The sequence below is a fragment of the Pseudomonas sp. Sample_11 genome, assembly GCF_004307505.1.
GTDB classification, from domain to species: Bacteria; Pseudomonadota; Gammaproteobacteria; order Pseudomonadales; family Pseudomonadaceae; genus Aquipseudomonas; species Aquipseudomonas atacamensis.
In genome coordinates this window covers 128995-146225 of sequence record NZ_RCOD01000049.1, presented here as the reverse complement: position 1 = coordinate 146225, position 17231 = coordinate 128995, and the positions used below count along the sequence as shown (strand labels likewise).

The following is a 17231-nucleotide window of genomic DNA, read 5'->3' as shown; positions in this document are numbered from 1 at the left end:
TCATCCTTGGTGGTCGGTGTGGAGGGTGGAGATCAGGCGAATCTGTTCTTCGTAAGCCTGGGCAAAGTCGCGGGCCAGCAGACGCTCGCTCCAGTCATCGTCCTGACGCAGGGCCTGGTGGTAGCGGCCGAATGCTCTCCAGCGCCCGCCCGAAGTGGCGATCAATGGCTTGCTGTCGCGCTCGAAACGCAGGGTCAGCTGCTCCGGCGAGAAGTGCTCCAGCGTGCCACGCACAGCGGCGCGACTGGCGGTCAGCAGAGCCACTTGGTGCGCCTGCAAATCACGGAATGCACGGGAGATCGCTTGCTCGGCCGGCAGATGGCCGGGCTTGCTTGGCTGCAACAGAATCTGCAGTGCTTCGCTCGGATCGACGGCGAATTTCAGCGGGTTCTTGTTGGTGCCTTGCACGGTGGTCTGCGCCAGACGCAGTTCGTTTTTCAGCTCGGAGCGGGTGCGCAGGCTCTGCTGCAAACCGCCGATGCTCTGGCGCAGCAGGCGCGCAGCGTTGAGCGCCAGCGCTTCGCGTTCGTCGTGGCTGAGGCCTTTGACGTCGACGCCCAGCGCCGCGCCGAAGTGTTCCCAGAAACCTTCGCTCTGACGCTCGACGGCTTTCGGTGCAGGCGCCGGCTCAGGCTCGACCGGGGCGGCGATCAGCTCCGGGACCATCAGGCTTTCCATGTCGATGCGCGCGTAGTCGGCACGTTGACGGGAGTCTTCCGGCTTGGCGGTAGGCGACAGCAGTTCGTCGATTTCCGAGTACACGCGCTCTTGCTGTTCGAGCGCATTGAGCGGGTCGAGGTCGAGGAACGCGTCATCCGGAATGATGCTGCCAGCGGCGCGCGGACGGCCGACTTCGCCGTCGAAGGTCGCCGGGTCACGAACCAGCCGCGCGCGGATCTCGAAGTCGCCGAGAATGTAGGTGCTGCCGTGCTCGATGCGCACCGGCTCGCCCTTGTGCAGGCGTGCGCCACTGCTGCCGTCCTGGACACCGTTGCTGCTGGTGTCGGTGAGGAAGAACGAGCCCTCGCGGTAGCTGACAATCGCGTGGTGGTTGGACAGGTGCCGCTTGCGGTCAGGGATGATCCAGTCGCAGTCCTCGCCGCGCCCGATCACGCCACCGGCCTGTTTGAAGGTCCGCTGGCACAGCTCGGTGGGCACGAACTGCTTGGTGTTCAGCATTTCGAAAACCAATTCCATGTTTGATGCTCCTTGCGGTCACTTGCCGCGATTGACCGCTTGCGGATCACCCAACGGGCGATAGTCGTTGTCGTTGAATTTGTAATTGCCGCTACAGCCGCCAAGGCCGCATAGAACGACGAGGGTCAGCAGGACAGCGTGCCAGTGACGAACAGACATCAGAGGGTCTCCAGGTGTAGACAAAGCACAAAGCGCCGACCCTTGCGGGCGGCGCTGAAATAAGTTTTTGAGGTGGGCTCGAAGCCTCTAGATCGAGGCCTTGAGCCATAGCCTGGAGGTACGGCGACCTCCCGTGGCGAGGGGACTTGTCCCCGTTGGGGTGCGCAGCGCCCCCATAACCTGCCAGCGCGATTTCTCAGTGAAACCGTATGTACCGGACTGCGACTGCTGCGCAGCCGGACGGGGATAAATCCCCTCGCCACAGGGTATGTGTTGGGTTCGAAGAAGCGCTGTAGCTCAACCATCAAAATCACCCAAATTGATATTCAGGCGCCCGAGGCGGTACAGCAGCGTGCGCCGTGGCAGGCCCAGTTCGCGGGCCGCGAGGGTCTGGTTGCCGTCGTTCTTGCGCAGGCAATCGAGGAGCAATGTGCGCTCGACCTGTTCCAGGCGTTCGCGCAGATTCAGGCCGCTGTTGTCTTCCGGCATCGCTTCCAGGCGCAGAGAAAAATGCTCGGCGAGCAACTCGCCGCCCTCGCAGAGCAACACCGCGCGCTCGACCAGTGCCTTGAGTTCGCGAACGTTGCCGGGGAAGTTGTAGCCGCACAGATGCTCCAGCGCCGAATCCGACCAGCGCACCGGATCACGCTGCAAAAACGTGCAAGTCTTTTCCGCAAAGTGCCGGGCCAGATCGAGGATGTCGCCTTCGCGCTGACGCAGGGCCGGCAGCTCGATCGGGAACTGCGCGAGGCGGTAGTACAAGTCCTCGCGGAACTTGCCTTCGCTGACCAGCGCCGCCAGATCACGGTGCGTCGCGGCGATGATGCGCACGTCGATCTTGTGCGTGTCGTTGGAACCCAGCGGACGAATCTCGCCTTCCTGCAACACGCGCAGAATCTTCGCTTGCAGCGACAACGGCATGTCGCCGATTTCATCGAGCAGCAACGTGCCGCCATTGGCCGCGTCGAACAGCCCGGCGCGATCGCGATCGGCGCCGGTGAAGGCGCCTTTGCGGTAGCCGAACAGTTCGCTTTCCAGCAGGTTTTCCGGGAACGCCGCGCAGTTCTGCACGATGAACGCCCGGGAGCGACGCGGGCCGCAATCGTGGATCGCCCGCGCCACCACTTCCTTGCCGGTGCCGGTCTCGCCACGCAACAGCACGGTGTACGGGCTGTGGAGGATCTTGCTGATCAGCGAGTAGGTCTGGCGCATCGCCGCGCTTTTGCCGATCAGGCCGTAGCCGCTGATGCTCGGCACACTGCGAGTGGCGGTGGCCGATTCGGCGGCTGGCTGACGCAGGCGTTGCAGCAGATGCAGTTGGCCGAGCACGAACGAGCCGAGCTGGCCAAGGGAGTCGGCGAAACCCTGCAAGTCAGTGCGACGACGACTGGCACACAGCAACAAGCCCTCAACCGACTTGTGCTGATTGACCAGCGGCACGCACAACAGCGACTGCCACGGCGTGCTCGTCGCCGGCAGAAAACTGGTTTCGTGCAGGCTGCCGGTCAGGTCGTCGAGGCACACCACGCGGTTCTGGCACAGGGCGAATTGCAGCAGTTGCTCGCCGTTGTAATCCGCTGGCAGGCTCGCCGCCTGACGCGGTTGCAGCGCGCCGTCGAGGCACTCGGCGTTCATCCCCAGGCAGGTGTGAGTGGCGTCGAGCAGATACAGCTGCGTCAGTTCGCAGCCACTCAGTTCGGCCAGGCCACGGACGAATTCACCCAGCAGCGCAGCACTGTCCGCCGCGCGCGAAAGACTGGCGAACTGCGCCAGCAACGCTTCGGCATAGACCAGTGGCTGCGGCACTTGAGTGAACATCACGCCCACCTCAGACGAACTCGCAGGTCACGCTGGAATTGCCGTCGAGCGTGGCATGCACACGCTTGAGGCTCTCGCCGGTCGCCATCGCGTCGAGCAGACGATCAGCCACCAGCGGCAGCACATGCTGATCGAGCAAATGATCGATCAGGCGCGCGCCGCTTTCGCTTTGCGTGCAGCGCTCGGACAGGTGATCGACGAGGTTCTGGCACCAGCTGAACTCCAGCTGACGGCGGTTCAGGCGCTCGCCGAGACGGCCGAGTTTGATCTCGATCAGCTCGCGCAGCACCGGGCCGCCCACCGGGTAGTACGGCACCACTTTCATCCGCGCCAGCAGCGCCGGTTTGAAGTGTTTGCTGAGTACCGGGCGAATGGTTTCTTCGAGCACTTCGGCGGTCGGCCGCGCGCCGTCTTCGCAGAGTTCGCTGATCTTGTCGCTGCCAAGGTTCGAGGTCATGAGGATCAACGTGTTGCGGAAGTCGATCTCGCGACCTTCGCCATCGTTGGCCACGCCTTTGTCGAAGATTTGGTAGAACAGGTTGAGCACGTCCGGGTCGGCCTTCTCGACTTCATCGAGCAACACCACCGAATACGGCTTCTGACGCACGGCTTCGGTGAGCATGCCGCCCTCGCCGTAACCGACGTAGCCCGGTGGCGCACCGATCAGGCGCGAGACGGTGTGCTTTTCCTGGAACTCGGACATGTTGATGGTGGTGATGAAGCGGTCGCCGCCGTACAACAGGTCAGCCAGGGCCAGCGCGGTTTCGGTCTTGCCGACGCCGCTCGGCCCGACCAGCAGGAACACACCGACCGGTGCATCAGGCTTGTTCAGGCCGGCAGCGGTGGCGCGCATCGAACGATCCAGCGCGTGCACGGCTTGTTCCTGACCACGGATGCGGGTGCGCAAATCGGTGGCGAAACTGGCGACCTTGGCGTTGTGCTCGCGGGCCAGTTGCGCCAATGGCACGCCGGTCCAGGCGCTGATCACTTCGGCGACCAGACGCGGGCACACTTCGAAGCTGACCAGGCGTTCTTTGACTTGCGCAGCGGTCAACGCGGCGTGGGTTTCATGCAACTGGGCTTCCAGCGCTTCGACGCTTTGGCCTTCTTCGACTTCGGCGACCACAGTTTCAATCACGGTGCCTTCGGCGTCTTCTTCGACGCTGACGGTCGGCTCGACGGCTGCGGCTTCGCGAGCCTTGGCCAGTTGCTGACGCAGTTCCAGCAGACGCTCGGCGAGCTCTTTCTGCTCAGTCCACAGAGATTCCAGCGCGAGCATTTCGCTTTCGGCTTCGTCCAGACGCGCTTCCAGTGCTTCCAGCGCTTCGTGGTCGATCAGCAGACCGGCTTCGGCATCGCGACGCAGCGCCTGACGCTGACGGCCGCCTTCAGCCAGTTCGCCACGCAGGCGCTCCAGACTTTCCGGGGCAGCAGCGAGGCTGATGCGCACGCGGGCGCACGCGGTGTCGAGGACGTCGACAGCCTTGTCCGGCAGTTGCCGACCGGCCAGGTAACGCGCGGACAATTCAGCAGCGGACACCACCGCGTCATCGCGCAGGTAGATGCCGTGGCTCTTCTCGTAGACCTGAGCCAGGCCACGCAGGATGGTCACTGCTTCGCTGACGGTCGGTTCGTGCAATTGCACAGGCTGGAAACGACGGGCCAGCGCCGGGTCTTTCTCGAAGTATTTCTTGTACTCGGCCCAGGTGGTCGCGGCGATCGTGCGCAGTTCGCCACGGGCCAGCGCCGGCTTCAGCAGGTTGGCCGCATCGGAACCGCCGGCATTGCCGCCGGCGCCGATCAGCGTATGGGCTTCGTCGATGAACAGGATGATCGGTTTCGGCGAGGCTTTGACCTCGTCGATCACGCCTTTCAGACGACGCTCGAATTCACCTTTGACGCTGGCGCCGGCCTGCAACAGGCCCATGTCCAGCGAGAGCAATTCAACGCCCTTGAGCACCTGCGGCACTTCACCGGCAGCGATGCGCGAGGCGAGGCCTTCGACGATGGCGGTCTTACCGACACCGGCCTCACCGACGACGATCGGGTTGTTCTTGCGCCGACGAGCGAGGATGTCGACCATCTGCCGGATCGCGCCGTCACGGCACAACACCGGGTCGAGTTTGCCGTCGCGGGCCTGTTGGGTCAGGTTGTGGGTGAAGCGCTGCAACAGCGACTCGCCTTGCGCCGCCGGCTTGCCGTTGGCCGCCGGTTGCTCCTGTTGCGACAAAGCAAATTCCTTCAGACGATCGATGTTCAACTTGGCGAGCAGCGGCTGGTAACGGCTGCCGGCGTAGCGCATCGGATTGCGCAGCAACGCCAGGATCAGCGCGGCGTCTTCGACCTGGGTCTGGCCCAGCTCGAGGTTGGCCACCAGCAGCGCGTCTTGCAGCCATTGCACCAGTTCCGGAGCGAATACCGGGTTGCGCGAAGCGCTGTGTTCGACCCGCGATTGCAATGCAGCGGTCAGTTCACCGGCGTCGACGTCAGCATCTTGCAGCGCGCGCGACAGCAAGCCGTTCGGGCGCTCGAGCAAGCCCAGCAGCAAGTCTTCGACGAGGATCTTGCTGCCGCCACGGGCGACGCAACGCTCGGCCGAACGTTCCAGATCACGACGGGTTTCGGCGTCCAGCGCCTGGATGAGTTGTTGCAGGTCTACGTTGATCATGGCTCACGTCCTTAATGAATTTTGCTGCCCAGGGTCACCACGCCGTCCGCTTTTTCGCGGCCCAGCCAACTGGTCCAACCGAGGCGACAGGCGTTCTGCTCACCGATGCGCAGTTCGCGGATTTCTTCCTGGCGCAGGACCAGGCGAATGTCGTAATCGAGCGGGTCACGCAAGGTGAACCGCACCAGCGCGCAGAGCGGCTGGTAGCCGAAACCGATCGGCAGGAATTCATGGAATCGCTGCCAGTCGAGTTCGGTGATGTGAATGCGGAATTTGCCACTGCGATCGCGCACGTGCTCGCCCAGCACCAGGTCTTCGCCGAGTACGCTGTTGGCGCGGCCCAAACGATTGCGCTGCTCGTCGAGGATTTCCACGCGGCGCTCGATGCACTGCTCGATGACCAGGTCTTCGTGCTTGAAGTAGTAACGCAGCACGGCTTCGATCAGCGCCGCCGAGTGCGCCCGCAAGCTGAGCAGACCGAGGTACGGCAGCAGGCGTTTCCAGTTGAGTTCCTTGGCCTTGCGGATCTCGTCGCCGCCCAGGCCGATCAGCGCAAACAGCTGCGCCGAGAACGGGTCGATCGCGCCGCTCTGGAAGCTCGCGCGGTAGCGGTACTTGCGCCAGATCGGCAGCATCAGTCGTTGCAGGCGATGGTGGAACAGGTCGAGGAAATTGCGCGTCGGGTTGCCGTCCTCGCTGTCGCCCAAGGCCTGTTCGCCATAGAACGCCGGCAGCGGCGAACCGGAGCCGACCAGACCGATCAGGTTGAAGCGCATGCGCGCGCGCATCTTGCCGTGCTCTTCGAAAAACTCGACGCGATCGACGTCGCTGCGCGGAAAGCCCAGGCTCGGGTTGGCCTGGAACTCGACCTGGTCATACAGATCGTCTTCGCTCAGATGCGGGTGTGCCTCGCGCAGCCGGTCGATCACCAACAGCACGGCCTGAAACAGCGAGTACTCGCGTATTACCTTGGTCAGCCCGCTTAAAGCAGGGGCTGCAGGCCCATACGTGGTGTCCATTGGTACACCTCTCCCTGTGTGCTTTTTACCCGCAGCTCATGGAATGAATTGAGACTGGCGTAAAGCGCGAAAAACTCGTTGAGAACCGAAGCGAAGACGAACAGGTCGCCTTCGCCGATATAGCCTTCCGGGTCGATGGTCAGTTCGGTGCGCAAACCGCGCACCGGCAGGCCGCGATGCAGGCGGTCGACGTGATGATGCTTGATGTGCTTGAGGCCGCCGAGCAGGCGCTTGCTGACCTTTTCCGCGTGCTGGTCGTAGTAGCGCGGCAGGTCGTAGGTTTCCAGAATCACCTTCAACGCATTGACGTCCGCCAGCGACAGATAGTTAAGCGACATGTTGCTGATCAGCTTCCACAGGAAGTCACGGTTCAGCGGCGGCGCGAAGCTCGACGTGGCCGGGGTGATGTTGCGGAAACTGAGGAACTCCGGGGTCTGCTCGCTGGCCATGCAGATGTCGCCGAGCTTGAGCTTTTTCGGCAGGTTCTGGTTGGTGCACATCAGCTCGATCGACAGGGTTTCGTGGGCTTCGGTGTGGCGGATGCCGAAGCTCAGGTAAGTGTCGAGGCCGTCATGCAGCAAGGACGAACGCTGGCGAATGCTGTAATGCGGACGGCTGTTGGGCACGTCGAAACTCGGGTCGTGCTCGAAGGACTCGAACGGCACGTATTCCTGATAACCGAGACCGCCGGGCTTCCAGCCAGTGACGGTTTCCACCGAGAACACACCGCAGTTTTCCAGGTCGTATTCCGCCGGCAGCAACAGGTACTCATCCTGCTTGCCATCGAGACGGATCGGCAGCGCGTCGTGCTCGAACAGATTGACAATCGGCGTGCAGAACAGCTTCACGTTATCAAGCGTCGGGCGCATGCGCATGATGCCGCTCTTGCGAATGTCGAAACGCAATTCGAGGCCGCGCATCTGCTTGAGGGTGTCTTCCGGCAGCGCCTTGAGAATGTCCAGACCGTTGACGTCGACGAACAGGAACTTGTCCTGGAAGGCGAAATATTCCTGCAGGTAGCGATAGCCACGGAAGGTGTTCAGCGGATACGGGATCAACGCTTCTTCTTCGGCAAAACCCACCGGTTTCACCCGGTCGCCGGGAATCTTGAACGCCATCGGCTTGCCGCTGACGCCATCAATCGGCTTGCCGGCGGCGTCGAGCGGAATCAGTTCGATGCCGTCGAGGTTGCGCAGCAGGCTCAGGTAGAGCATCTGGCTGATGTAGCGCTCGCCGGCAAAGTACAGGCGCAATTTGCTCAGCTCCAGTTCGCCGAGGTGGCCGTCAGCGCTCATCTCCAGGCGCAGGCTGAGCAGCGAGCCATCGCCCTTCACCGAGTAATTCAGCGCAGCCAGATCCAGCGGCAAGACTTCGGTCGGATAGCAGGTGCGGAAACGGCAGCGCACGTCTTCGATCGGCTTGCTCTCGATCGGCGTATCGCGCTCAACCAACAGCGCCGGCCCGGAACGCTTGAGCGGATCAAACTGCAGAATGCTGAACGCCGGCAGCGGGCGCATGTAGTTCGGCCACAGCAGTTGCATCAGCGAATGGCTGAGCTCCGGCAGTTCGTCATCGAGCTTCTGGCGCAGGCGCCCGGTGAGGAATGCAAAGCCTTCGAGCAACCGCTCTACATCCGGATCCCGCCCGGCCTGCCCCAGATACGGTGCCAACGCCGGACTACGCTCGGCGAAACGGCGACCGAGTTGGCGCAGTGCGGTGAGTTCGCTTTGGTAGTAGTGGTTAAAGGACACGGGGTACCTGCCTGGTAGTGGAACTCATTTAAAAAAACAGCAGAACAGTTCATGCGGGTAAGAAACTCCCCGCGGGCAATGTCGGCCATAACGCCCAACAGTCATGCTTTAACTTCTCGATTTGAAAAAAAAACGCGATCAATCAATTGGCCAGCAAATATCGCCGCAAAAGTCAGGACACCACCCATCGAGGTGTAAGCCATCGCACGGACGGGGTAGTGAGGCAAAAAATAGTACAAAATAAGTCCCAGCATTAATGAGACAGACAGGACCTTTAATTTCAGCTTGGGGACAAAAAACGCTATAGCGTTCATCACCACAAAATACTGAACCATTAGATCCGGCGTCATACCGATGCCGATACCTCTCGATGTCAACCCGCCATACATATCGATATATACGTCGACACCGTAGTTATGCAAAGGAATATACAGGGCACATACTATCAGGTGTGGAATACAGGCAACTAAGCGACGAGCTTTCATTTATTCCATGCCCCGTACTGATCCATATCGCCTTGCGAAATTGGATTTATTAACTTCGCATTCGATACAGGCACATAAGGTGCGTCAGTAAGTTCAATTGTGTGCGGGATACCTTTATCGTATACCGTGTCTTTTTTCACAACCAACTTGCAGTTTTCTTTTGCCCACAACATCCCTCGCAATATGATGAAGTTATCGTAAACGTCTTTCGGTCCTCGCTCTGCTCCGGTATAGGCTTTGCCGTCGCCCCAGGTCACACCCGTTTCACCAGCCAGCTTTATTGCGAGTTCTACCTGCTTTGTTTCTCGCAGATATTTTCTATAGGTGTTAACCGCAAACGGCACCTGGCCAATGCCATCAGTCCAATACGGTTTATCCTCCATGAACACCATCAAGAACTCAGCACCGCCCACGGCACGGAATTTCCAGTCACCCGGCATTCCAGAGTGAAAAGTGAATGAAAACCGGTCGACGATTGCGAAGTCGATCAGCTCCTGCCAAGTAACATGTTTATAAGCCGCATGCGATTCTGATCCGGCCTGCGTTGTTTCCGGGTTGATCCAGACAAGCTCTCTATAATATCTGGCCAACGGTTCGAACCACTGACCCTTTTCTGCGTATAGTTTCTCCGCAGTGATAATTCTGAATGGAGAGTCATCCTTACCCGGTTTCAAGGCGAAGAGCGGCACACCACTTTTTCGCGTAATAATCCAGGCCAACGGAAGGTCAACTTTCTTAGGCTTTGTATCCTTGCTCTCAGTTGTTTCGGTAAGAACTTTAAGTGTAGTCACCTCGTCCTGAGTCACAAACGTGTAAGCGACACCATCGATGTTGATTACGGTCTCCATACCTACTAGTCCGCCGAAATATATATAGTTACAGGCTCTGCCGTCTTTCCAGTTGAAAAACCACCTGACATGCCTGTTGACGTTGAGCCTGTTTTCTCAATCCCGCTATCAGAGCGCATGATGTAGTTTAAATTTTCAACCGTTCTTCCATCTGCGGTTTTGAATTCAAAGACACGATTGAATATTCCAGGAATGATGACCGGCTCCGGCGGCACAAACGGCGCCGGCGTATGCGAATTGCCAATAATCACCGTCCCGGATCCGGCCGTGACCTTATTGCCGTGAGATCCAACCGAACCTACGGTCGCAGCCGGTTTGCCGTTGATCAACACGGTTGTCGCAAGATCGCCGACCATCGCACCACCACACGCCGAGACATCGCCTTGGCGGGCGGCCGCGAGGCCGTCGAAGAACACGTCGCCGGAACCGGCGGCGATCGGGTTGGTGCCGTGGCCGGGGAGCGGGCAAGCGGTGGGGTCGGATACGCGTGCTGCGGGTTTGCCAGACATCGGGGATCTCCTTAGGTGACCTTGACTTGACCGCTGCCATCCAGGCGCGCGGAGAAACTGACCTGACGCTTGAAACCCTCGACTTCCAGCAGGCCTTCGATACTGAAGGCCAGGCGAAGTTGGTCGTGGTCACGCGGCAGGGAAATGACACGCACGTTGCTCAGGCGCGGCTCGTAGGCTTCGATGAAGTTTTCGATAGCCAGACGTGCCTGACTCAGGGAGTCGTGCAGGCTCAGGCGCATGTCATTGAGATCGGGCAACCCGTAGTCGGCCAGCGTTTGCACGCTGCCGGCCCGGGTGCTGAGCATTTTGGCCAGATGGGCAGCCACTGACGCCATGGCGCAAGCTTCAAGGCTGTTGCCCTTGCGTAGTTGTGCGTCGCCGTTGAGGCGTTCGAACAGGCTGCCGTATCCGTCCATGAGTCGCTCTTACTCTTTGTCCAGCTTGCCAACCAGCGACAGGGTGAAATCGGCACCCATGTACTTGAAGTGAGGACGCACATTCAAGCTCACGCGGTACCAGCCCGGCTCGCCTTCAACGTCGCTGACGATCACTTGCGCAGCGCGCAGCGGACGACGGCCACGGACTTCGGCGCTCGGGTTTTCCTGGTCGGCAACGTACTGACGGATCCACTTGTTCAGTTCCAGCTCGAGGTCGGTACGCTCTTTCCACGAACCGAGTTGCTCGCGTTGCAGCACTTTCAAGTAGTGAGCCAGACGGTTGACGATCATCATGTAAGGCAGTTGGGTGCCGAGCTTGTAGTTCAGCTCTGCCGCCTTGCCTTCTGCGCTGATGCCGAAGAACTTCGGCTTTTGCACCGAGCTTGCGGAGAAGAACGCCGCGTTGTCGGAGCCTTTGCGCATGGTCAGGGAGATGAAGCCTTCCTCGGCCAGTTCGTATTCACGACGGTCGGAAACCAATACTTCGGTAGGGATCTTGGTTTCGATTTCGCCCATGCTTTCGAAATGGTGCAGAGGCAAGTCTTCAACCGCGCCACCGCTCTGCGGGCCGATGATGTTCGGGCACCAGCGGAATTTGGCGAAGCTGTCGGTCAGCTTGGTGCCGAACGCGTAAGCGGTGTTGCCCCACAGGTAGTGCTCGTGGCTGTTGGCAACGGTTTCCTTGTACACGAACGACTTGACCGGGTTTTCTTCCGGATCGTACGGGTTGCGCAGCAGGAAACGTGGCACGGTCAGGCCAACGTAGCGGGAGTCTTCCGAAGTACGGAAGCTCTGCCATTTGGCGAATTGCGGGCCTTCGAAGTGGTCTTTCAGATCTTTCAGATCCGGCAGGCCGGTGAAGCTTTCCAGGCCGAAGAATTTCGGGCCGGCAGCAGCGATGAACGGCGCGTGGGACATGCACGAAACGCTGGCCACGTACTGCATCAGCTTGACGTCTGGCGAGCTTGGCGACATGTAGTAGTTGGCGATGATCGCGCCCACCGGCTGACCACCGAACTGGCCGTATTCAGCGGTGTAGATGTGCTTGTACAGGCCCGACTGCATGACTTCCGGCGAATCTTCGAAATCGTCCAGCAGGTCTTCTTTGGAGACGTTGAGGATTTCGATCTTGATGTTTTCGCGGAAGTTGGTGCGATCGACCAGCAACTGCAGACCACGCCACGACGATTCCAGCGCCTGGAAATCCGGGTGGTGCAGGATCTCGTCCATCTGACGGCTGAGCTTGGCATCGATCTCGGCGATCATGCGGTCAACCATGGCTTTCTTGACCGGCTCACCGTTGTTCTGCGGCTTGAGCAGCTCTTCGATGAACGCCGACACGCCACGCTTGGCGATGTCGTAGGCTTCGTCGTCCGGGGTCAGACGGGTTTCGGCGATGATGCTGTCGAGAATGCTGTATTCGCCGCTGGCGGCGCTCTTCTCTTGTGCTGCGCTAGTGCTCATTGTGTTGGCTTCCTTGGCTACTGGGGTCTCAGGCGTCCGGGGCTGCGGCGTTCAGGCCCAGCTCACCGAGTACGCGACCGCGGGATTCGTCGTCGGCGAGCACGCCTTCGATCGCTTTACGGAACGCAGGTGCGTTACCCAGCGGGCCTTTGAGGGCCACCAGCGCATCGCGCAGTTCCATCAGTTTTTTCAGCTCAGGCACTTGCTCGACCAGGCTGGCCGGGTTGAAGTCCTTCATCGAATTGACGCGCAATTGCACGGCCAGCTCTTCAGCCTCGCCATCTTCCTGCAGACGGTTCGGCACGCTCAGCGTCAGACCCAGCTCTTGCTTGGCCAACACTTCGTCGAAGGTCATCTTGTCGATGCTGATCGGCTTGCGATCTTCGATTTTGCGATCGTCCTTGCGGTGGGTGTAGTCACCGATTGCCAGCAGCTTCAGCGGCAGTTCAATCTCTTCCTGAGCTCCGCCGGTGGCGGGTTTGAAGGTGACGTTGATGCGTTCCTTGGGGGCTACCGAGCCTTCTTTGGCCATGGCTTTTCTCCTTGCGGTTGTGGCCCTGGGGCCTATTCGAGTACCACTTCGAGGTCGAGGTGGCACAGCCTGCGATAAATCTCTTCCTTGCTTTCACGTACGGCGTGGTTCTGCGGCAACAACTCGCAGCAACTGTGCAGCAGGTGCAGCACTTGCAATGCAAGATCGGGCTCCCAGGCGTGCAGGCCTGAGTCCTGTAATGTCTGATCGAGGGTTTCGAGCTGGTTCTTGGCCAGTTCATATTTCTTGGCCAGGAAACACAGCCGCGCGAGGGTGAACTGCCAGAAGAAGCGTTCGCGGCCACCGTGGGCCGATTGCAGACCCTGCTTGAGAATCTGCACGGCCGGCTTCAAACCTTCCTTGCGCAGAATCGGCTGGACTTCCTCGAGGGCTTTTTCCCAGGCCGGCTGGGTTTCGACGTTCTCGCTTTCGACCTTGCGCGGCGCGCTGGCGCTTTGCAGGTGCGGCATGACGTTGGCAGCGATCCACGCCCGGGTGGACGGATCGGCAAACGGCGCGCCGTCATGGAAGCGCAACTCGATGATGCCCGGCAGGCGCTGAATCAAAAGCGCGAAGTGGATTTCCACTTCGCGCATTGCCAATTCGGCGTTGAGGTTCTGGAGACATTCCCAGACCATCCTCTGGCCATCGAACCAGAACGGCGCCTTCGCCAGGCTCGCCTCCAGTTCCACCAGCAGGTCGGCGTATTTGCCCTGATCGAAACGGTCCTGATAGAGCTTGAGCTTTTCCAGCGGCAGACCGCGCAGCACGGTGATCTGCTCCGCGTTGCGCTCGGGCACCGCGTCGATGGTCATCCACAACAGCGTGCGATTGAGGCGCAGGGCACGCAGGTCGGTGGCTTTCTGTTTCAGCCACCAGGCACACAATGGCCGGGCGCTGTCCTGCTGGGCGCGCAGGGCTTTGTGCGCATCCCGCTCGTTGTCGATCGGCGCGCCAGGGGTGAGCAGTTGGGTCGCGGCCTGCTTGACCTGCGCCACCGCCGCGCCCACCACGCCGGGCGCCGGCTGGTTGTCGGCGGCGCGCTGAATCATGGTTTTCAGGCGGCGGGAGATCGGCAGCAGCAGCGGCGCGTCATCGCCCAGATGCTCAGTGCACGCGGCCTCAAGGCCGGCCAGGTGCTCGGAAAGCTGCCGGAACATCGGCAACTGCTCTTTGATCGCAATGTTTTCGGTGATGACCTGCTCGAGACGCGGCACCAGCCAGCCGATCGCGGCGGCACGGGTGCGGGGTTTGAGCGGGTGAACGTCGGCCCAGTTGTTTTCCGACAGATGGTGCAGCAGACCGAGGCCGGCGAGCAGCCCGGGGAAGGATTCGCGCTGGTACAGCGACCAGGTCAGCCAGGCGCCGACACGCAGATCCTTGGATTGGGTACGCAACAGATTTTCGCTGTTTTCGCGGATTTTCAGCCAGTCGATCTGCCCGCTTTCGTGCATCGACGAAGCCTTGGCCAGCTCACTTTCCAGCGCCTCGAACTCGCTCGAAAAACGAACGTCTTCGCCCGCGAAATTCTCTTTGGAAACAGAGACTTTTGCGAGTTCGAGGTAATGGGCGGAAAGTTTGCTTGAGTAGGACATCCATGGCCTTTATTAAGGATTACAGTCATGCGCGCGAATGGAGTTTCAGCAACGCGGGACAGTATCGAAGAGCAGTTCAGCGACTCATCCAATTGAGATGTGCTCTTTCAAGTGGGCGCATCGTAATCACTATGATGGCCACTAGCAAGCATCTGATTAAACAACAAGACGAACTGTTCATTGCGGTCTGTAGGAGATCGCCCTATATGTCGCAGGGGTTTCCCTGAGGCCGATTGATATACAGCGCATTCACCATGGTCCTGCGAAACCATTGATCCAGAGCCTCCCGTTGCAGACGAGCGAGTTTACCGGACGCTCATGTCCTCGAGCGGCGTGCAGCATGACAAATCCGGAAAAAAATAGAAGTAGGACACTTCTGAATAAAGACCGGCATCTTTTAACCTTTCGCAGACGACAACGAGCAACGAAAAAAGTGCTAGCAAAATGATGGCATTTCACATAATTGAAACTTGTATGTTCAACATATACGCCGCTCCACAGCGAACTCGATAGTTATTGATGTACTTTTCCCCGGCAATGCCTACACCTCATGCCAGAAAATACTCTGACAAAACTCAGGGATACTTCTTACATAATTCATATCCTGCAGGCTTGGTTAAAGATCCGAGCCCAAGCAAATCCCCTTGAAACGCAGGTCTGGAGCTTTACTTCATGGAACTGAAACCACTGTTGTTCGCCGCGCTCATGTGGCTGCCCATCACCCACGCGTCAGCGGAAACCCAACCATTGGACGGCCATTACTACCTGACCGGCGCAATGGAAATGGGCGCCGAGTTGCTCTTGCGCAAGGACGGCACCTTTGATGCCGGTGTGGCGTATGGCAGCGCCGATGGCTTTGCCAAAGGCACCTGGAAAGTCGAGAACCAGACAGTAGTGCTGGAAAGCAAAACCAAGCCTGCCTCCAACAGCGATCTGGGCGGACTGTTCCAGGACCTGCAACTGGCGATCGAGCCAAACTGCCTGGCCGTGGATTTCGGCAACGGCAAGGCCTGCTTCCGACGCCAGTAAGCCAACAGACAGCCACAAAAAATGGGCACCCGACCGCAATCGGTGTGCCCATTTCTCATTTGCGGTTCTCCCCGTTATTCGGGGGAGCACGCTGCCATCAAGGATTGACGCTGTCTTTCAACGATTTGCCTGGCTTGAATGCCACAGTGTTGCTGGCCTTGATCTTGACCGGTTCGCCGGTCTGCGGGTTTTTGCCGGTGCGGGCGCCGCGGTGGCGTTGCAGGAAGGTGCCGAAGCCGACCAGCGTCACGCTGTCCTTGCGGTGCAGGGCGCCGGTGATTTCTTCGAGGACGGCGTTGAGGACGCGGTTGGCCTGTTCTTTGGTCAGGTCGGCCTTTTCGGCGATTGCAGCGGCGAGTTCTGGTTTACGCATTAGTGAAGCCCCTTTGACGGTTTTTTGTTGTTATGTCCGTGCTGTTCTCGTTGGAACAGCGCCCAAGGCGCCGCAGGCTCTACTCTGCGGCAGACGGGAGTGAGAATGGCACGCCGCCAACGGCGGCGCCAGTCTCCCCAAGACCTTTGTCGGGGCAAAAGAGCGGTGTTTACGACAGAACGACCGGCATTTACGCCAGCAGCGGCGGCAGCTGTTTGTTCAGGGCCAGTTTTTCCATGACTGCCCCGCCGGTCAGGGCGTAACCGAGCAACTGACCGTCGGCACTGTGGCACAGCGCTTTGATGTCGGCGCCCTGCCCTTCGACGCTCCAAATGCCTTCGCTGCCCCGTGGCGGCGGCGAAACCACCAGCGGGCACACCGGGGTTTTCACGGTGATCGGCATCGGCCCGTAGCTGACCGCGGTCGGGTTTCCTGCGAGGGTTTGCGCCAACGCGCGTGCGCAGCTCATCAGCGGCATCACGTAGAGCAGATTGAGCCCATCGACTTCAGCGCAGTCGCCCAAGGCGTAGATGTTGGCGTGAGAGGTCTTCAGGTAACGATCGACCATCACGCCGCGATTGACCTGCACGCCGGCAGCCGCCGCCAGATCGATGCGCGGGCGCAGGCCGATCGCCGAGACTACTACATCGCACGGGATGATCTGACCATCGGACAGGTGCGCTTCGAGGCCATCGGCGACTTTCTCCAGCCGGGTCAGCACCGGGCCGAGGTGAAACTTCGCCCCGATACTTTCCAGCCCGGCCTGCACGGCCGCCGCAGCGGCGGGATGCAAGAGCATCGGCATGACCTGTTCGCACGGCGCGACCAGTTGCACTTCGTAGCCGCCGAGAATCAGGTCATTGGCGAATTCGCAGCCGATCAACCCGGCGCCGAGCAACAACACCCGACGCTTGCCCGCCGCTGCGGCACGGAAGCGCGCGTAGTCTTCGAGATCGTTGATCGGGAACACCAGTTCCCCGCCGTCGCCTTCGATCGGCACGCGCACGGTTTCCGCGCCCCAGGCCAGAATCAGGTCGCGATAGGGCACGGCTTCTTCACCGATCCACAAGCGTTTGTGGCCGGCGTCGATACCGCTGATGCGCGTGTGGGTGCGCACTTCGGCCTTCAACTGCTCGGCCATGACGCCGGGTTCGGCCATGCTCAGGCCGTCGGCGTCCTTGTTCTTGCCGAAACCGGTGGAGAGCATCGGCTTGGAGTAAGAGCGGCCGTCATCGGCGGTGATCAGCAGCAGCGGGGTTTCGCTGTCGAGCTTGCGAAACTCGCGGGCCAGGTTGTAGCCCGCAAGCCCGGTGCCGATGATGACGACTGGTGCGCTCATGCCTT

General features: G+C 60.1%; 16 protein-coding genes. 1 reads left to right on the top strand and 15 read right to left on the bottom strand.

Features of this window, described 5'->3' with window-relative positions:
* The 13 genes from tagH to tssA form a co-directional block, all read right to left on the bottom strand.
* Entirely contained in the window at positions 1-1197 is a 1197-nt protein-coding gene (gene tagH, locus D8U60_RS13365) for a type VI secretion system-associated FHA domain protein TagH (protein ID WP_016772508.1), read from the bottom strand.
* Between the two features lie 18 nt (positions 1198-1215).
* The gene (locus D8U60_RS13360; protein WP_003229566.1) at positions 1216-1356 is read right to left on the bottom strand and encodes a hypothetical protein; all 141 of its coding nucleotides are present in this window, start codon (positions 1354-1356) and stop codon (positions 1216-1218) included.
* A 297-nt stretch (positions 1357-1653) separates the two neighbouring features.
* Positions 1654-3174 (bottom strand): sigma 54-interacting transcriptional regulator, encoded by a 1521-nt coding sequence (locus tag D8U60_RS13350; RefSeq protein WP_130900275.1) that lies wholly within the window; start codon positions 3172-3174, stop codon positions 1654-1656.
* A gap of 10 nt (positions 3175-3184) precedes the next feature.
* A complete protein-coding gene (gene tssH / locus D8U60_RS13345) occupies positions 3185-5842 on the bottom strand; it encodes a type VI secretion system ATPase TssH (RefSeq protein ID WP_073470892.1) in 2658 nt (885 codons plus the stop codon).
* Between the two features lie 11 nt (positions 5843-5853).
* Entirely contained in the window at positions 5854-6861 is a 1008-nt protein-coding gene (gene tssG, locus D8U60_RS13340; RefSeq protein WP_056790879.1) for a type VI secretion system baseplate subunit TssG, read from the bottom strand.
* On the bottom strand, positions 6825-8612 hold the full coding sequence (tssF, locus tag D8U60_RS13335; protein ID WP_130900274.1) for a type VI secretion system baseplate subunit TssF: 1788 nt from the start codon (positions 8610-8612) through the stop codon (positions 6825-6827). The genes tssG and tssF overlap by 37 nt, the downstream gene beginning before the upstream one ends.
* Positions 8613-8713: 101 nt before the next feature.
* Positions 8714-9097, bottom strand: a complete 384-nt coding sequence (locus tag D8U60_RS13330; RefSeq protein WP_110599800.1) for a hypothetical protein — start codon at positions 9095-9097, stop codon at positions 8714-8716.
* Positions 9094-9945 carry a hypothetical protein gene (locus D8U60_RS13325; protein ID WP_130900273.1) on the bottom strand — a complete coding sequence of 284 codons (852 nt, stop codon included), beginning with the start codon at positions 9943-9945 and terminating at the stop codon, positions 9094-9096. The genes D8U60_RS13330 and D8U60_RS13325 overlap by 4 nt, the downstream gene beginning before the upstream one ends.
* A 5-nt stretch (positions 9946-9950) precedes the next feature.
* A complete protein-coding gene (locus D8U60_RS13320) occupies positions 9951-10454 on the bottom strand; it encodes a PAAR domain-containing protein (RefSeq protein WP_076564582.1) in 504 nt (167 codons plus the stop codon).
* Between the two features lie 11 nt (positions 10455-10465).
* Positions 10466-10873, bottom strand: a complete 408-nt coding sequence (gene tssE, locus D8U60_RS13315; RefSeq protein ID WP_007920274.1) for a type VI secretion system baseplate subunit TssE — start codon at positions 10871-10873, stop codon at positions 10466-10468.
* 9 nt (positions 10874-10882) lie between these two features.
* Complete coding sequence (gene tssC / locus D8U60_RS13310; RefSeq protein ID WP_016772499.1) at positions 10883-12358, bottom strand: type VI secretion system contractile sheath large subunit; 1476 nt, start codon at positions 12356-12358, stop codon at positions 10883-10885.
* A gap of 28 nt (positions 12359-12386) precedes the next feature.
* Entirely contained in the window at positions 12387-12890 is a 504-nt protein-coding gene (gene tssB / locus D8U60_RS13305; protein WP_016772498.1) for a type VI secretion system contractile sheath small subunit, read from the bottom strand.
* A gap of 32 nt (positions 12891-12922) precedes the next feature.
* Positions 12923-14485 (bottom strand): type VI secretion system protein TssA, encoded by a 1563-nt coding sequence (gene tssA, locus D8U60_RS13300; protein WP_056790892.1) that lies wholly within the window; start codon positions 14483-14485, stop codon positions 12923-12925.
* A gap of 672 nt (positions 14486-15157) precedes the next feature.
* Here tssA and D8U60_RS13295 point away from each other — a divergent pair.
* Positions 15158-15514 carry a hypothetical protein gene (locus D8U60_RS13295; protein WP_122612775.1) on the top strand — a complete coding sequence of 119 codons (357 nt, stop codon included), beginning with the start codon at positions 15158-15160 and terminating at the stop codon, positions 15512-15514.
* Positions 15515-15611: 97 nt separating this feature from the next.
* Here the strand turns inward: D8U60_RS13295 and D8U60_RS13290 are convergent, their stop codons facing one another.
* Together D8U60_RS13290 and D8U60_RS13285 are read right to left on the bottom strand one after the other, a co-directional pair.
* Positions 15612-15887, bottom strand: a complete 276-nt coding sequence (locus D8U60_RS13290) for an HU family DNA-binding protein (protein ID WP_003213368.1) — start codon at positions 15885-15887, stop codon at positions 15612-15614.
* Positions 15888-16077: 190 nt separating this feature from the next.
* On the bottom strand, positions 16078-17226 hold the full coding sequence (locus D8U60_RS13285) for an FAD-dependent oxidoreductase (RefSeq protein WP_130900272.1): 1149 nt from the start codon (positions 17224-17226) through the stop codon (positions 16078-16080).
* Positions 17227-17231 lie beyond the last annotated feature (5 nt).

Excerpts from the sequence above, each read along its gene's own strand:
- tssG (WP_056790879.1), bottom strand. The coding sequence starts at position 6,861 with ATGGACACCACGTATGGGCCTGCAGCCCCTGCTTTAAGCGGGCTGACC.
- tagH (WP_016772508.1), bottom strand. The coding sequence starts at position 1,197 with ATGGAATTGGTTTTCGAAATGCTGAACACCAAGCAGTTCGTGCCCACC.
- D8U60_RS13325 (WP_130900273.1), bottom strand. The coding sequence starts at position 9,945 with ATGGAGACCGTAATCAACATCGATGGTGTCGCTTACACGTTTGTGACT.
- D8U60_RS13285 (WP_130900272.1), bottom strand. The coding sequence starts at position 17,226 with ATGAGCGCACCAGTCGTCATCATCGGCACCGGGCTTGCGGGCTACAAC.
- D8U60_RS13295 (WP_122612775.1), top strand. The coding sequence starts at position 15,158 with ATGGAACTGAAACCACTGTTGTTCGCCGCGCTCATGTGGCTGCCCATC.
- D8U60_RS13290 (WP_003213368.1), bottom strand. The coding sequence starts at position 15,887 with ATGCGTAAACCAGAACTCGCCGCTGCAATCGCCGAAAAGGCCGACCTG.
- tssH (WP_073470892.1), bottom strand. The coding sequence starts at position 5,842 with ATGATCAACGTAGACCTGCAACAACTCATCCAGGCGCTGGACGCCGAA.
- tssE (WP_007920274.1), bottom strand. The coding sequence starts at position 10,873 with ATGGACGGATACGGCAGCCTGTTCGAACGCCTCAACGGCGACGCACAA.
- tssC (WP_016772499.1), bottom strand. The coding sequence starts at position 12,358 with ATGAGCACTAGCGCAGCACAAGAGAAGAGCGCCGCCAGCGGCGAATAC.
- tssA (WP_056790892.1), bottom strand. The coding sequence starts at position 14,485 with ATGTCCTACTCAAGCAAACTTTCCGCCCATTACCTCGAACTCGCAAAA.
- D8U60_RS13360 (WP_003229566.1), bottom strand. The coding sequence starts at position 1,356 with ATGTCTGTTCGTCACTGGCACGCTGTCCTGCTGACCCTCGTCGTTCTA.
- D8U60_RS13320 (WP_076564582.1), bottom strand. The coding sequence starts at position 10,454 with ATGTCTGGCAAACCCGCAGCACGCGTATCCGACCCCACCGCTTGCCCG.
- D8U60_RS13350 (WP_130900275.1), bottom strand. The coding sequence starts at position 3,174 with ATGTTCACTCAAGTGCCGCAGCCACTGGTCTATGCCGAAGCGTTGCTG.
- tssB (WP_016772498.1), bottom strand. The coding sequence starts at position 12,890 with ATGGCCAAAGAAGGCTCGGTAGCCCCCAAGGAACGCATCAACGTCACC.
- D8U60_RS13330 (WP_110599800.1), bottom strand. The coding sequence starts at position 9,097 with ATGAAAGCTCGTCGCTTAGTTGCCTGTATTCCACACCTGATAGTATGT.